The sequence below is a fragment of the Dactylosporangium darangshiense genome, assembly GCF_039537565.1.
In the GTDB taxonomy this organism is placed as follows: domain Bacteria; phylum Actinomycetota; class Actinomycetes; order Mycobacteriales; family Micromonosporaceae; genus Dactylosporangium; species Dactylosporangium darangshiense.
In genome coordinates, this window is sequence record NZ_BAABAT010000096.1 from 1 (window position 1) to 14,311 (window position 14,311).

The 14,311-nt window shown below is 69.6% G+C and carries 14 protein-coding genes and 1 pseudogene; 3 read left to right on the plus strand and 12 right to left on the minus strand.

Annotation, left to right across the window (positions count from 1 at the left end; translation table 11 throughout):
- Nucleotides 1-366: 366 nt before the first annotated feature.
- The gene (locus ABD901_RS56940) at nucleotides 367-843 is read left to right on the plus strand and encodes a nitroreductase family deazaflavin-dependent oxidoreductase (RefSeq protein ID WP_345144465.1); all 477 of its coding nucleotides are present in this window, start codon (nucleotides 367-369) and stop codon (nucleotides 841-843) included.
- A gap of 680 nt (nucleotides 844-1,523) precedes the next feature.
- On the opposite strand, the gene ABD901_RS56945 is transcribed toward ABD901_RS56940, so the two are convergent.
- The 7 genes from ABD901_RS56945 to ABD901_RS56975 form a co-directional block, all read right to left on the minus strand.
- Complete coding sequence (locus tag ABD901_RS56945) at nucleotides 1,524-1,904, minus strand: winged helix-turn-helix domain-containing protein (protein ID WP_345144467.1); 381 nt, start codon at nucleotides 1,902-1,904, stop codon at nucleotides 1,524-1,526.
- Nucleotides 1,905-2,013: 109 nt separating this feature from the next.
- Entirely contained in the window at nucleotides 2,014-2,508 is a 495-nt protein-coding gene (locus ABD901_RS56950) for a hypothetical protein (RefSeq protein WP_345144470.1), read from the minus strand.
- Between the two features lie 76 nt (nucleotides 2,509-2,584).
- Nucleotides 2,585-3,460 carry a hypothetical protein gene (locus ABD901_RS56955; protein WP_345144472.1) on the minus strand — a complete coding sequence of 292 codons (876 nt, stop codon included), beginning with the start codon at nucleotides 3,458-3,460 and terminating at the stop codon, nucleotides 2,585-2,587.
- Nucleotides 3,457-4,014 (minus strand): hypothetical protein, encoded by a 558-nt coding sequence (locus ABD901_RS56960; RefSeq protein WP_345144474.1) that lies wholly within the window; start codon nucleotides 4,012-4,014, stop codon nucleotides 3,457-3,459. The genes ABD901_RS56955 and ABD901_RS56960 overlap by 4 nt, the downstream gene beginning before the upstream one ends.
- Before the next feature lie 35 nt (nucleotides 4,015-4,049).
- Nucleotides 4,050-5,330: a histidine decarboxylase gene (locus ABD901_RS56965; protein ID WP_345144476.1), complete on the minus strand. Its 1,281-nt coding sequence runs from the start codon at nucleotides 5,328-5,330 to the stop codon at nucleotides 4,050-4,052.
- Entirely contained in the window at nucleotides 5,327-6,019 is a 693-nt protein-coding gene (locus tag ABD901_RS56970; RefSeq protein WP_345144478.1) for a hypothetical protein, read from the minus strand. Before ABD901_RS56970 ends, ABD901_RS56965 begins: the two co-directional genes overlap by 4 nt.
- 169 nt (nucleotides 6,020-6,188) lie before the next feature.
- Nucleotides 6,189-7,673: an APC family permease gene (locus ABD901_RS56975; protein WP_345144479.1), complete on the minus strand. Its 1,485-nt coding sequence runs from the start codon at nucleotides 7,671-7,673 to the stop codon at nucleotides 6,189-6,191.
- 650 nt (nucleotides 7,674-8,323) lie between these two features.
- Here ABD901_RS56975 and ABD901_RS56980 point away from each other — a divergent pair.
- Nucleotides 8,324-8,677: a hypothetical protein gene (locus ABD901_RS56980; RefSeq protein WP_345144481.1), complete on the plus strand. Its 354-nt coding sequence runs from the start codon at nucleotides 8,324-8,326 to the stop codon at nucleotides 8,675-8,677.
- Nucleotides 8,678-8,845: 168 nt separating this feature from the next.
- Here the strand turns inward: ABD901_RS56980 and ABD901_RS56985 are convergent, their stop codons facing one another.
- Together ABD901_RS56985 and ABD901_RS59495 are read right to left on the minus strand one after the other, a co-directional pair.
- Nucleotides 8,846-9,790, minus strand: coding sequence for an XRE family transcriptional regulator (locus ABD901_RS56985; RefSeq protein ID WP_345144483.1), 945 nt, complete (start codon nucleotides 9,788-9,790; stop codon nucleotides 8,846-8,848).
- Nucleotides 9,791-9,922: 132 nt separating this feature from the next.
- A pseudogene (locus tag ABD901_RS59495) lies at nucleotides 9,923-10,054 on the minus strand (helix-turn-helix domain-containing protein); the annotation flags it as partial.
- Between the two features lie 69 nt (nucleotides 10,055-10,123).
- Between ABD901_RS59495 and ABD901_RS56990 the strand changes: the two are divergent.
- Nucleotides 10,124-10,843 carry an HAD family hydrolase gene (locus ABD901_RS56990; protein ID WP_380138354.1) on the plus strand — a complete coding sequence of 240 codons (720 nt, stop codon included), beginning with the start codon at nucleotides 10,124-10,126 and terminating at the stop codon, nucleotides 10,841-10,843.
- A 694-nt stretch (nucleotides 10,844-11,537) separates the two neighbouring features.
- Here ABD901_RS56990 and ABD901_RS56995 read toward each other — a convergent pair.
- From ABD901_RS56995 to ABD901_RS57005, 3 genes are all read right to left on the minus strand, one after another.
- Complete coding sequence (locus tag ABD901_RS56995; RefSeq protein WP_345144487.1) at nucleotides 11,538-12,755, minus strand: NsdA family TPR-like regulatory protein; 1,218 nt, start codon at nucleotides 12,753-12,755, stop codon at nucleotides 11,538-11,540.
- 71 nt (nucleotides 12,756-12,826) lie between these two features.
- Nucleotides 12,827-12,988 carry a hypothetical protein gene (locus tag ABD901_RS57000; protein WP_345136919.1) on the minus strand — a complete coding sequence of 54 codons (162 nt, stop codon included), beginning with the start codon at nucleotides 12,986-12,988 and terminating at the stop codon, nucleotides 12,827-12,829.
- A gap of 671 nt (nucleotides 12,989-13,659) precedes the next feature.
- A complete protein-coding gene (locus tag ABD901_RS57005; protein WP_345144489.1) occupies nucleotides 13,660-13,890 on the minus strand; it encodes a hypothetical protein in 231 nt (76 codons plus the stop codon).
- Nucleotides 13,891-14,311 lie beyond the last annotated feature (421 nt).

Genomic DNA, 14,311 nt, shown 5'->3' on the forward strand with positions numbered 1-14,311 from the left:
AGCACTCAGACGCGCCCGAGACGGGGTCGCCCTCGACGAGACCGAGGCGACCGTACTGCTGCAGGCCCGCGGAGACGATTTGCAGGACCTTGCCGCTTCGGCCGCACGTGTACGCAACGCAGGCCTGAAGGCTGCGGGCCCCGCACCGAGACTCCTGCCGAGAGCGTATGACAGGTTCCCGTATCCAGCGTCCGCGGCCACGTTGATGCCCGCCCGCCTTGCGAGCTCGTGCGTCGGGCGGTACGCGTCACGGTTGTTTAAGTAGACCTGTCTGTCTAAACTAGTAAGCGAGGTTTGCCAGTCCGATTGCAGCCCGCTGGGCGTCCAGCGCGCTGGTGGGCCGCTTGACACGCTGCCCGCACCCGGTTGGAAACCGAAGAACTATTATTGAAATCGGAGTCAGAAATGCCATTGCACGGCGAGTACGAGCCCAGCCCGACGGACTTTGTTCGGGACCAGGTTGCGTTGTACGAGGCGACCGACGGAGTAGAGGGGGGTACCTTCAAGGACCGGCCGGTTGTCGTGATGACGCACAAAGGCGCGAAGTCGGGGAAGATCCGCAAGAATCCGTTGATGAAGATTGAGCACGACGGCACGTACGCGGTAGTTGCCTCCAACGGGGGCGGCGCCCTGCCGGTGTGGTACCAGAACCTCGTTGTCAATCCGGTGGTCGAGCTGCAGGACGGTTCGGTCAAGCAGGACATGCGTGCCCGTGAGATCTTCGGCGAAGAGAAGTTGCAGTGGTGGGACCGGGCAGATGAGGCTTACCCGGATTTCATTCAGTACCGGGTCACTGCGGGACGGGATATCCCCCTCTTCGTCCTCGAGTCCATTCAGGCGTAACGGCCATCAACAATGGGCCGCCTGTTGCCGTCGCCGACGCTGGTGACGGCAACAGGCGGCTCGGCGTCGTCGAGACGGGGTGGCAGCGAGCCGCCATGACGCGACCCTATCACTCTGCACTTTTGGCGAAGACGCACCAGCACCTTCGGGCATTGTCAGCCCGGAAGTCGATCCAGTCGGGAGCCCGCCTCGTCCACCCGAACGCGGCCGCCATTGTCGGACGACTCCGCGGCCTGTGCATCCGGACGGTGTCGTCCATTGTGGGCGCCGTGCGGGTACCTTCGGCGGCATCCCGTGCGAACGCGGCTTACACATTCGCCAGTTCAAGGACACTCGACGCCAATCCGGATTCGGGCAGCCAATTATATGGGGGCGGAATCGGGAGTGTCGCAAGTGGGATGTCGTCGCCGTGCGCCCCTTCGATGACGTAGTCTTCGCCGATGTCGCCGAATGCGACACGTTCGTGTTTTAGATCTCCCTGATCGCCCGTGATGTCGATCTGGACACCCGAGTTGTTCCGTTGCCGCCCTCGATGTGAACAGAGAACACGGCCCCGCCCTCGATGGTCCCGGTGGCGACCAACTGGTCCGGATTGGTGGTCCGGAGGACTTCACCGGTCTCTGCGATGGTTATCTCGTTGAATTGGTTCACCATCAGGGCCGAGAAGGTCCAGCGCCATCCTACGGCGGATGTTTGGGTACCTGCGGGCTGAACCCGATGCGGTGCAACAGCATTGACACGCCGCGCAGCGTGTACCGCTGCCGGAACAGCCGGGCGATCAGGTCCGCGATCCGGGCCAGGGTCCAGCGCTGGTCCTCGATGTAGCCGTGCGCGGCGGGGCGTTCCTCGAGCGCGGCCGCGAGGGTGTCGAGCTGGGCGTCGGACAGCCGCCAGCCGGTGCCGGACGGGCCTTTGGAGGCCAACCCGGCCGCGCCGTCGGCCAGCCATCGCCGTCGCCACACGTACACCGCGTTGTGCGAGACCCGCAGCCGTTTGACGATCTCCGCGACCGGGCACGTCCTGCGCGAACAACGCCGCCGCCTGCAACCGGACCGCCTCACGTCGGGCTCGGCCCTCAGCCGTCAGCCCACCACCGTCGGGATAGCGCACCCGAACCAGACACGCCATCCATCGACCACAGCCACGCCGACACGCCGCGCCAGCCTTGATCTAAACCTGACGATTCAAACTCTGTATCGCAGCCCGCACGCCGTCCTCGGAGACTCGCCGCCGGGCCAAAGGGAACTGAGCGTAGTAGTCGACGAACTGGAGTACCCGGTCGACATACTCCTGGGCGTTCGCCAGGTCGGGGGCGCCACTCGGCTCGTGGAAATCAACCAATCCCAACCAGAATGTCGAGAGGGCGAGCGGATAGGGGTCGGGCGTGAGCTTGGACATCTCCTCGGTGAGCCCGCACATCGCGCGCCCCAACGCGGGTACGCCGCCATCGGATCCCAGGGCGACTGGCCGGCAGTGCCGTAGCGTTGCCACACGGCGGGCCGGACCCGAACCGTAGGCGCGGTCCAGCACCACGAACGGCAACCCCAACTCCGAATCCCGGGCGACGTCCACCACCTGGTCGGTGCCGACCACGACCGGGATCGCCCTTGCGGCGAGCCCGTAGAACAGCGGCAGGAAACACAACACGCCGACCGTCGCCAGCATGACGCTGCGGTGTGTTTGGCCTCCTCACCAAACACCGGAGCGGTCTCGAACCCGACGAACGTCGCGACCGCGAACGTCAACACCCCACCCAACGCGTCATGGGCCAGCCGTCGGTGAGCTTCCGCAGGTCGTCGAAGAAGGACGGTCGCCTGCTACCGCCGTCGTTCGGGTGCGGTGGAGGTGGCCGATGTTCGGTCCTGCGCGTCGTTGGGTCGGTTCGGCCGGCCTGCCGTTCGCACACCAACTGATGCATGGGATCGATGTCGGCCAGGGGCGCGGTGGCGATGAAGGTGCGCAGGTCCTCGCGGAGATCCCGTCCCGCCGGAGCCGACGGGTCAGCACCGGCCAGAACGGCGCGGGCCTCGGCGAACCGTTCGCAGGCGGCCAGCATCGCCGCGATCTGGTGCCGGTACTCGGCTGGTGTGCGGATCAGCCAGGCCCGCTCATCTTGGGCGACCGCGGTGAGTTCGGTGATGCCGGCCTGGCAGCGGCCCCCGGCGTGTAGCTCGACCGCCGCACCCTCCCGCGCCAGCAAGGCCGCAGCCGGGTTCGCCCGCGCGAAGCAGGGTTCGGCCAGGGCCTGGTACTGCGTTGCTGCCGCGAGGTGCTCCCCGCGGGCGGCGTGGACCCGCGCCAGCCCGAGCAACGCCCGGCCGGTCTTCGGATGCCCCGGCCCGAACAGGTACCGCGTGGTCAGCACCGCCCACCCGGCCCACTCAACCACCGATTTCGGCGGATCCGCGCAGTCCTTGCTCTCCGCGACCAGGTGCGTCCACAACACCGCCAGCTCGATCAGCGCCAGGTCCGCCGGGGCATCGCGTGGGTCGAGTTGGGCGAGGGTTCCGGCGATCAACACCTTCGCCCGGACCGGATCGCCCTCCAGCTTAGCCGCGTACGCCCCTGCAAGCACCGTGCTCAGCGGGTCGTCGCGGGCGGCCTCGTCCGCGTTCACAGGTCCGCCCCATCGGCAAGGTTCCACGGGGCGTGGCGCAGGACCAACCGGTACGCCTGCGCGGTTGGCAGCGGTGGCGGCAGTGGTTCGAGGAACCCGTCGTCGAGGAGCCGGGTCAGGGTGCGGGTGATGATGACGGGGTGGCGAATGTGCACCGCGTTGATCAGTCGGCGCCGGGCGGCGTCCACGACGACGACCCGGCGGTCGGGTTCGCGTAACGGGCCGGCGAGGGCCCGCGCCACCGTGGTCCGGCTCGGGTTGCCGCCGCCCGCCTGGACCTGCGCCAGCCACACCCGGGCGAAACGGTCGGCGGTGAGCTCCGCGACGGGATGGGCCAACGGCACCACCAAGGCGGTGACGATCTGCCCCGCCGCGACCCGAGCCATCGCGCCGGGCGCGTGGAACCCGGACGAGTTCGTCAGGACCACGCACCACCGCCGGTCCCCGGCCTCCTCATCGGGCACCACTACCTGCCCCACGGTTGGCAGATACAACACGCGACCGGTGTGCGCCATGTGGTTACGCCACAGCGGTGACGTCGCTGGCTGCGCCATGACTGGATCTCCTCACTCGGGTTGGGTAGCAGCGCTCAGCACGGCTCGGCCCTCTCGTATGGCGCCAACGCCGGACCCGCGAGGTGGTGCGTGTGCGGACCCGGAACTGCTGTCCGCAGCCGCTCGGCATCGGCTGTGGCGGGTCCGGCTTGGCTGGTGACGACGTGGTGCAGGTCGGTGACGAAGGCGTCGAGCATGGTCGTGGTCTTGCCGGGCATGCAGACCAGGTGTGCTCGGGGGCCGTCCACGCCGAGCGGCCATTGGTCCAGCACCGTGCGGGGTGGCCGGTCCAACACGACGGTGAAGGCGAGGGGGTGCCGCCATGCCGGCCAGCCGATCGCGTCGAGGCGGGCCGTGGTCGCCGCCGCCAGCGCCCGCGCCGTCGTCGCCCGCTGCCGCAGACCGTCCAGGCCCCAGACCTGCCACGCCCACCACAGCATCAGGGGCGCATGCCCGGACCGCGAACCGGTGACCGTCTCGTCGAGACTGCCGGTGTAGCTCACCAGCCGGTCGTGGCCGGCCGGTCGCGCCGAGTCCAGCACGACCAGGACCGCGCACGGCATCGGAACGCTGAGGAACTTGTGCCCGGACACCACGATCGACGTGGCCCCGTCGGCGAAGTCGAACCCTGGCCGCGTGTCCGGATCGAGCAGCCCGAGCGGCACACCGGCCAGCGCCGCATCGGCGTGCACCCACCGTGCGTCCCCGGGTACTCCTGCCGTGTCCAGGGCGGCGTGGATCTTGCGGACGTCGTCGACCGCTTCGGTCATCGTCGTGCCGACTGACGCGACGACCACGACCGGGACGCGGCGGCGGCGCGGCAGCCGGTAGCGGCGTACCCGGTCGGTCAGTGCGGCGTAGTCGATTTCGTCGCGGTCGTCGGTCGGCACTGTGAGCAGCGGCATGCGCAGCATGTCGGCGACCCTGGCCACGCCGTAGTGCGCTGCCGTTGAGGCCACCACCACGGCATTGGGGAACCGGGTCCGGGCCTGCCACAGCGCACAGTGGGTGCCTTCCGTCGCCCCGGAGGTGATGTAGCCCCACCGGTCGTCCCACGGGGCTCGGAACAGGTCTGCGGTCTGTTGCACCACGGCGAGTTCGAAACGCTTGCTGTGCCCGCGATAGGGGCCGGCCGGCCCGAACGGGGCGCCGACGTTGTTCAGCAGGGTGCCGAGCAGCGGCAGCAACGGCCGCACGTCCAAGTCGGTCGCGTCCGGGAACCCGACGTTGTTCGTCGCGTGGTAGCGCAGATCCGCCGCCAGCTTGTCCAGCGCGGCCAGGGCGAGCGGATCGGCGGTGGTGTTGACGGCGGTCACGGCCGATCCGCCCCCAGCACCCGAGCCAGGTTCGCCAACAGGCCCAGCGCGTCGCCCAGGTCACGCTGGTCCACCGCACCCAGCGGCGGATGCCCACCCAGCAACGCCGCGACGTCGGGCACCCGACGCCAGTCGAACCCGCGAAACCAGCCCACGATGCCCGGATCGACCTCCAGCTCGGCCGTGCTGGCCACGGTGAACCGGTCGTACTGCTCCCGTCCGCCCCGGTCGATGAGCATCGTCGTGCCGTCGTTGAGCACCGCGACACAGCGGCCCGGGATGTCGACGATCCCGGCCGCCGTGCGCTGCGTGACCTCCCAGGGCTGCCAGCGGGTGTCCAGGCTCGACACCGCCACACCGAGAAACCGCGCCTGCGGCGACAGCGGGTCGCGGCGGTCGGTCAGCGTCACGATCGGGTCTTGGCGCCGTTGCTGGCAGCGGATGGCCTGGCCGGTGAACTCGTGCACCAGCCGCGGCAGCACGTACGGGGCGTCGCCGTGCAGGAACAGCCGGGTTGCGGTGCGCAGCTCGAAGCGGCCCGCCGCCGGTTCGTAGGCGAAGAACGCCAATGCGTGCGCGGCGAGGGGGTCACGGACCCGCTGATCCCACGCATGCTGGGCGTGATGCGTGTTCATCCACCGCAGCCGGGCCACGACCTTCGAGCGAAGGTCGGCCCAGGCGATCCGCACGGCTGCGTCAGCCGCCGGGTCCGCCGGCTCGAAGTCGCTGCCTCCCGGCCAAGACTCCGACGCTACCGGTGCCACGTACGGTCCCGGATACCTGCCGGCCGCCGGCGGGTCCCACGGCTGACTGGCCGGTGCCATGCGCTGCATCGGGTACACGGCGGCGTGCCGAGAGCTAGACATCCAGCACCGCCAACCGAGCCTCGGGCTGCGCGATTGGATCAGGCCGGCCGTGACCGATCTCCGCGTACACGCGTGGTCTGGACCGCCGTAGCCGCGCCGCCCACACCAACCCGGCCACCACCGCCACCACCACCAGCCCAGGCAGCACCAGCTGCGGCCCGACCTTGGTCTCGTGCAGCAACAGCGCTTGATTGGCCAGCATCACCGCGATCACCGCACCGCCGGCGAGCACGCCCAGCACCGGCGCGACCGTGCGCACCCATACCGACTCGTGCCCGCCCCGACCGGCGCGGAAGAACACCACCGCCGCGGCCGAGGCCAGCACCAGCAGTACCAGCACACCCAGCGCTGCCCCCGCCGACAACCACGTGAACAGCAACGTGACCGGGTCGGCGTGCACCGCTGCGACCACTGCGAGGACGATCAACGCCACCGCCGACTGGGTCAACGAACCCGCGATCGGCGCCCCCGCCCGGGCGCCCGTGCCGCCGACCAGGTCCAGCCAGCCAGGTAGGACCTTCTCGCGGGCCATCCCGTACACGTAGCGGGCCACGGTGCCGTGAAACGCCAGCATCGCCGTCAGCATCGATGTCACTAGCAGCATGGTTGCGAGGAGGCTCAACCCGGAGCCGTAGGCGCGGTCCAGTACCACGAACGGCAGCCCCGCCGCCGGGTCGTTGACCTCCTCCGACAGACCGTCCACGCCGACCGCGACCGGCACCGCCCACGCTGCCATGAACAGGAACAGCGGGTAGAACGCCAATACCCCGGCGATCGACCGTGCGACGCTGCGGCTGTGCTTGGCCTCCTCGCTGAACACCGGTGCCGTCTCGAACCCCACGAACGCGGCGATGCCGAACGTGAACACGCCGCCGAGGCCGTCACGCCACATCGCCCCGACCGACAACGGTGTGAACGTAATCTCCCCGCCCGCGGGATGCGTGAACGCAGCCAAAATGAACGCCGCGATCGTGCCCAGCTCGGCGCACAGCACCACCGCCACCACCCACGTGTTCAACGCCACGTTGAGCACGCCCGCCACCGCGATCACCGCCCAGCCGGCCACCGCCCACCACACCCACGACCCGCCGACCAGCCCCGACAGCGTCGACCCGAACAGGCCGAGGATCGCGATCCCGATCGCGCTGTAGGACGGCAACGCCAGCGCCGCACCGACGAGCCCCCATCGCGGCCCCAATCCCCTGGCCGGCAGCGCATACCCGGGCGCGGCGTGCGGCACATGCCGACTCATCGCCACATACCCGACCACCAACAGCCCCAGCGCCAGCCCAGCCAGCAGAAACGTCGGCGGCACCCCAACAACGCCGGTCTGGTACATCGCCAGGACACCGCCGACGAGGACCGTCATCGGCGATGACGCGCCGATCTCGTACAACGCCAACATCGCGCCGTTCATCCGCCGCCGCGCCAACCCCACCGACACGCCCGACACCGGCCGCTCTCCACGCCGGATCACCGGCCAACCTCCACGCCGCGCCGCACCAACAGGCCGCCCACACAACCCAGGTCACGGCAGCCCCGCTGATGCCTTTGGAACGTCGTGGCGCTGAGCCACACCACGATCCGGCTCGTCGGACGCACCGGTCCCTGCCGCCAGGAGCGCTTGTCACGGCCCAGCCTGCGCAACACCCGCCGCAGACTTCCGGTCAGCCCGAAGAACTCGTGTGTCCCGTCCGGCCAGTCCCGGCGTACCGCAAACCCGCTCAACGGCATGGCAAACAACATGATCGCCTCCCCAGTTCACCGCGACGTCCGCCGCGTCTCGACATCGAGCGCCCATCGACCCGGCGCGCGACGCACGCGTTCGGGCCTGCATCGGGGAGGGCATGCCGCAGCACACGGACCGCGTCGCCGAGCGACCCGCGGAACGGCACGCCCTCCCCTTCACCTGCCGCCGCGGGCTTCGCACACACAGCGGCAGGGAGCAATACAGGCGACGCCGGACGGCAGCATCGCCGCCAAGCACCACCAACCAGCCCGCCGAACTAGGCCGCGCGAGACGAACCTGCCCGACCCAAACAATCCGGACACCGATGACTGGAGTTGATTCCCCAGATGCAATGGATCATCGACAACCGCGGCCAACCCAGCCATAACAAAACGCGCATGATCGACACCCACGCCATGCGTACCGTCCGCAACGAATGCGGAAGAGCTGGCTCGTCCATCGCCGACGGCGAGTCGAGATCGACCCACGGCCGTATATACCAAAGGCCCAGAGCCACACAGGGCGTGGCAGCGGTCGGCGGCCGCTCACGGCCTCATATCCGTTGTGTCCGAGCCGAAGGGGTCGCGGCGGCCATCACGTACCCGCAGCAGAGTGGCGAGGCGCCCCAGCACGCCAGCGGGCCGCTGGGCACCGACGACGGCGTCGTCGCGGTTCCCGCCGACGCCTGTGACGAACCGGACGCCGACGTCACAGTCCGACGGGACGACCGCGCGGTTGGCGCAGTCCGTTGAATCCATCGCGTCGCCTCCTCACGGCTGTTGATCCGCGGGCAGATCCGCCACCGTTCGGGCGGGGACTGTTACGCGGGAACTGCCGTGACCGTATGTACGGTGACGGGTCGAAGGAGGCACTGCGGGGGAGGGACACTGCCGGTGTCCCCTACGCCCCGGCATCAGGGATTACGGTGTCAGACCGGCCGCTTCCAGCAACGGGTCAAGGTCGACCCGGATCGACGGTGTGCAACGGGCGGCGAGCTGCCGCAGCGTTTCCCGGGCGATCGGGTTGTACCGCAGCTCGTCACGGGAGTCGTGCAGCACCCGGCCCATCATGTGGACGGCGGCCACGGCGTTGTCGCGCCGGGTGTAGCAGCGGGCCGCGTCGATGTGGAAGGTCAACCGCCGCTCCACCGATGCGGCGTTGCGAGCGTCGGTGCGCTCGATGAGCTCGACGGCCTCCCGGGTGCGGCCCAGTTCGATCGCGGTGGAGATGCGATGCAGCGCCACGTTGGTCGGCCCGAACACCATCCGGTGGTGGTTCGTCTCACCCGTGCGCGCGGCGATCGCCGCCGCCGCGTCGAGAAGGTTCCACGCGTCGCGGGCGTCGTCTTCCCGTGCTGCCTCGGTGGCGCCGAGCAGGTGCAGGCCACCGTAGGCGGCGAGCCGTGCCGGAGCGGGCTGGTCGCCGACAAGCCGGCCAAGCTGGTCGATGGCGTAGCGGACGACGCTGCGGGCCTGAGTCGTCTTGCCCTGCGCCGACAAGATCATGGCGAGGTTCCATGCCGCCGCTGCGGCCAGGTCGGGATCGTCGGCGTCGACCGCACAGGCGACGGCCCGGTCGGCCACGACCCAGGACAGGTCGTACTCACCGACGCGCTTGGTCCAGGTCCGGGCCAGCTGATACACCGCGCTGGCTGTGGCCAGCGCCGGCCGCCGTTCATCGCCAGTCGACGCGTCTATCTGGGCTTGGGCTCGGCCGATCACGTCGGTGAGGTGCTGCCCGACCGCGTCGTAGCGGAAGGTCGACGGTTCCTGCCAGGTGCCCCAGGCCCGCCCGACCAGGCGCTGCAGCCGCGCCAGCCCGACTGGTTCGGCACCGTGTCCGCGTTCGAGTACCGCCGTGCGCACGGCGTCGGCCGCTGGATGACCGCGTCGGCCGGCCGGCATCAGCGACATCGGGACTCCGGTCAGCTCCCGCAGGTCGGACACCCGCAGGATCTGTGCGAACAGCACCAGCTGCGAGAAGCGGGTCACGGTCCGGGTACCCGCTTCGATCTTCTTCATCATCGACAGCGAGATGCCGGCAAGTCCGGCGAGCTCGTCCTGGGTGAGACCGCGTCGCTGGCGGTACTGGGCGATGCGTTGCCCGATTGCCCACTCGTCGATCTCCATACCGTCACCCCCGCACGCATCGGGACCGGTTGTCTCCGCAGACTACGCGTGGCCTGGCAGACTCGGGTGATGATCCTGCCTCGATCTGCCCGCCGGCTGATCCTCTGGGATGTCGACCATACGCTCATCGAAACTCGTGGGCTGGGCGGCGAGCTGTATGCGAACGCGTTTCACACCGCGACCGGGGTGCGGATGACGCGGAAGGCCGAGGTGACCGGGCAGACCGAGCCGTCGATCCTCACCGCGACGCTACGACTGCATGGCATCGACGCCGACGAGCCGTACCTGTCGCGATACCAGGCCGAACTGGCACGCGAATACGACCGCCACCGCGGCGAGCTCGCGCGTCGTGGCAGGCGCCTGCCCGGCGCGGCCGAGACGCTCGCCGTGCTCGCCGAACAGCCGACCATCGTCCAATCGGTCTTGACCGGCAACCTGCGCCAGGTCGCTCGGATCAAACTTGAGGTCTTCGACCTCGCCCGCTACCTCGACCTCGACGTCGGCGCGTACGGCGACGACGACACCGACCGGCCCAAGCTGGTCGCCATCGCCCAACAGCGCGCGACGGCCAGGTACGGCACGGTCTTCGATCGAGACAACACCGTTGTCATCGGTGACAGCAGCCACGACATCCGCACGGGTCTGCGCGGCGGCGCGCACGCGATCGGCGTCGCCTCCGGCAGCGAGTCTGCCGACCAACTTCGTGCCACCGGGGCGATCACCACATGGAACGACCTCACCGACACGGCCGCGATCACCGCGCTGGTAACGCACGCCGCGTCGGCGTGAGCAACAGTGGACCCCGCCCGCAACAACGATGGGCCGATCATGCTCGGAAGGCTGTGATGCGCCCCGCCGGGCCGGACGGCCGCGGATCGATGAAGACGGCCGGTCGGGTCGGGTGGTGATCATCGGGAGCCGCAGCGGTCCGCGCCACGCGAGGCGACCGCCGCACCGGGCCTGCTGACCCTGTGGGAAGGCGAGCACGGTTGCCTGCCGGAGCCGATCGATAACATCATGGCCCGCTGCCGGGCGTATGTCCGGGCCGCCGCCAGGTCGACGTCGACCGCGGGCGCCAGCTCGTCCGCGTCGTCGGCCAGGTCAGGCTTGGGGGCTGTGATCACAACGCCTCCCGGGGTCCGGGCGGCCACGAACGCCCGCGAGGACAACGGCTCGCGCTTGTCCGCCACTCGGTATACGGGTGCCGCTCGTGGCAGATCCGGCACCGTACGGTGCCGGGCTCCTTGCGGTGGTGGCGGCGCAGGTCGACCGCCTCCGACAGCTCCACGTCTCAGCCCCTTCGGTGGGGTGGGCGCGCCGGCGACGGTTCGCAGCGTCCGGCGGCCGGCGCACCCTGCTACGGAACGCACGACGGCCATGTGAGCCGTCATGCGTTGATGCGTAGCGTGCCGGATGCCGACCGTGATCGGGTGCCGTTGAGCGTCCGCCGGTGTCCGCGCCTGTCCGCGGACAGGCGGACAGGTCAGGCTGCGGGTCCGGCCGGGAGCGCGGGCCGGTATGCCTCGAACGCGTCGCGTAGCTCGGCCGCCTCTGGGGCGCCGGACTGCTGTACGCCCCGGTAGACCTCGACCGCGCGCCACCAGGTGCTCGGCACAAGCCTGCCCGATGTGACCGCGGCCAGGGCCTCCGCCGACGCCTCGTCCGGCCGCCCTGCGGCGAGCAGGGCCAAGCCGAGATCGAGCCGCGCGTTGGCCAGGCGGCGGGGCCGCGGGACGCCGCCCGGCGCGGCCTCCAGTTCGGTGATTGCGTGCCGGGCGAACTCCTCGGCGGCCGAGTCGCCGACCCACGACAACGTGGTGGCGGTGTAGCTGATCGCCTTGGCCGGGTCGTACCGGTAGTGGTGCTCGGGGTTCTCCGGCGTCTTCAAGTTGGCGACCTGACGCGCGACGCGTTCCAGAGCGTCGCGGGTATCGGCTGCGGCGCCGATGCGCGCCCACGCGCGGCCTTCCTGAGCCGTGGCCTGGATCAGCGCGGACGAGCCCGCCGGGGCGACGGCCTGGGCGAGTTGGGACAGCTCCAGGGCGTCGCCGTACTTCCCGGCCGTGAGCGCGTCCCACGCCCTGGTCTCGAAGCACCACGCCCTGATCTCGACGTGTCCGGCGTGGTCGGCCATCTGCTCGGCCGTGGCCAGCCACGCGTCGGTGGCGCTGCCCTGGCGCAGGTCGACGTGCAGGGTCGCGGCCAGCAGCGCGAGCCACCCGCCGGTGACCAGCAGCCGGCGCCGCTGCGCGAGGGTCATGCGCGCCTCGCTGAGCTTCGTGACGTACGCGATGTGCCGCCGGACCCGCGGCAGCAGCTCGGCCGGCGGCGTGCCCGCGTACGCCATGGCCATCCGGTCGGCGATGTGCTCCAGGCGGCCGAGGGTGCCGTCGCTGATGTCGGACGCCTCGACTCGGCGGGCCAGCTCCAGGGCCTCGATCTCGGCGTCGAGCGCGGAGGCGTCGCGCGCGGGCACCGGCCCGGTCTGCGCGGCGGCCAACGCCGCCAACTCACCGCCCGCGCCGAGTGCGTCGTCGAGCCGCTGCGCGACCTCGGGGGTGGGCGCCTTCCGGCCTGTGGCGAGGTCGTGCACGTGGGTCTTGCCATGGTGGACGCGTGCAGCGAGCGCCCGGTACGACGTCTGCCGCTGCTCGATCAGCTCGCGCAGGCGGGCGGCGAACCGCGGGTCGACGTCGGTCATGTTCACCGTCCCCCGGGCGCGTGCGGATGTGACACGTGGTGTGTCAACTCGGCCACCCCGAGCGTAGCCGCCTACGCGTCCCGCCAGCGGATCGGGAAGACGCCCAACTTCGCCTCGTGCACAGGGTCACCCTGAGCGACGTGCTTCAGGATCTTGGAGCAGCGAACCTCGATGTCGCCGGTTGCTGTCGTGGTCGTCTTCGTCGCGGGACACGTGCCCGTGGCATCGGTCATGGCCGTGACGTTAGTCGAACAGGCGTACTAACGCACCATCTTTGACCCATCTCACCTGCGAAAACGTCCGGTTCGTACGCGCCGACGCCCGAACGTCCGAAAAGGGTCAACCGCACGCGCTGCTCGAGACGACCAGACGACCTGATCGCCGCACTCCGCGACAGGAGTGCACCCGGCCTTCCAGGGTGAGGCAGCCGAAGCACGCGCTTATTGCGCTCAACGACCCGTCAGAACGTCGCCGAGCGCGTGCACCATGCACAAGAACGGCCGCCGGCTACCGGATCCACGTCGTCGAGAGCTACGCCGCCGCACTTCGACCCATTGCCGCCCGTCCCGCGAACGGGCTTTCCTTGACCTTCACGCATCAATGGCCGCCACCATCGAACCAACAGGCGCCTATGCATCTCGCGCATATCGATCATGCGTGTTGCGGCCATGCGTGACCCCCGCACGTATAGATCCTCCGGTCCATCATCATCCGAGTTTGATCAACCTCCTGAGGGCGACGTCCAACCCTCAAGTGCAGCTACACTCACTGCGTCAGTGACGTTGACGGATGACGAGGTCGGCTCGTGTCGAACGAACGGCGCCGTTGCGGAAGGTGCCGATCGTCGCTGGCCAGCGACAACCACGGCATCTACTGCGCATCCTGCGACGCCGCCGTGGACCTCTTACGTCAGCACCCGCCAGCCGTCCCCGCGGACTTCTGGTCCCACCCGACCATCCGCGACGCCGCACGCCGCCGCCACATGGGCCACCTCATCGCGGCCTACCGCCGGCACCCACACCACGGCATCCCCATCTCCCAGGAGATCGTCGGCAGCTGGGTAGGAGTCACACAAGGCCAAATCAGCCGCATGGAAAACGGCCAACCCGAACAAAACCTCGACCGCCTCGTCCACTGGGCACGGCTCCTCGCCATCCCCGCGGACCTACTCTGGTTCACACACCCGACCCTGCACGGCTCGATCGTCGCGGAGCCGGACCCGCCAGACCCAGCGTCCGGCCTCTATGCCGCCGAGTCCTCCAACCGTGCCGGCCGTGCGGGCTCCGATGACGAGGAGGAGCCGTTGCACCGACGAACGGTCCTGTACGGCATTGTCGGCGCGCTCAGCGTTGCCCGAAATACGCTCCCGGCGGACGATCGTATGGAAGCAGTGCGCCGGAATGTCGATCGGGGATTGCGGGCGCCGGTCGTAACTGTTCAGCTGGTTCCGGGTAGCCAGGTCCGTCCATTGTGGAGGCTGGTGAGGGCGTCGAGGGCGTTGATGCCGTGTTTGCGGGCGGTGGAGAGATAGCTGCGGATGGCGCAGAAGGTTTCGG

What these genes read in the sequence shown, in the direction of transcription:
- ABD901_RS56960 (WP_345144474.1), bottom strand. Translation starts at nt 4,014, where the DNA reads ATGGCGCAGCCAGCGACGTCACCGCTGTGGCGTAACCACATGGCGCAC.
- ABD901_RS56980 (WP_345144481.1), top strand. Translation starts at nt 8,324, where the DNA reads ATGATCGACACCCACGCCATGCGTACCGTCCGCAACGAATGCGGAAGA.
- ABD901_RS56995 (WP_345144487.1), bottom strand. Translation starts at nt 12,755, where the DNA reads ATGACCGACGTCGACCCGCGGTTCGCCGCCCGCCTGCGCGAGCTGATC.
- ABD901_RS56950 (WP_345144470.1), bottom strand. Translation starts at nt 2,508, where the DNA reads ATGCTGGCGACGGTCGGCGTGTTGTGTTTCCTGCCGCTGTTCTACGGG.
- ABD901_RS57000 (WP_345136919.1), bottom strand. Translation starts at nt 12,988, where the DNA reads ATGACCGATGCCACGGGCACGTGTCCCGCGACGAAGACGACCACGACA.
- ABD901_RS56990 (WP_380138354.1), top strand. Translation starts at nt 10,124, where the DNA reads ATGATCCTGCCTCGATCTGCCCGCCGGCTGATCCTCTGGGATGTCGAC.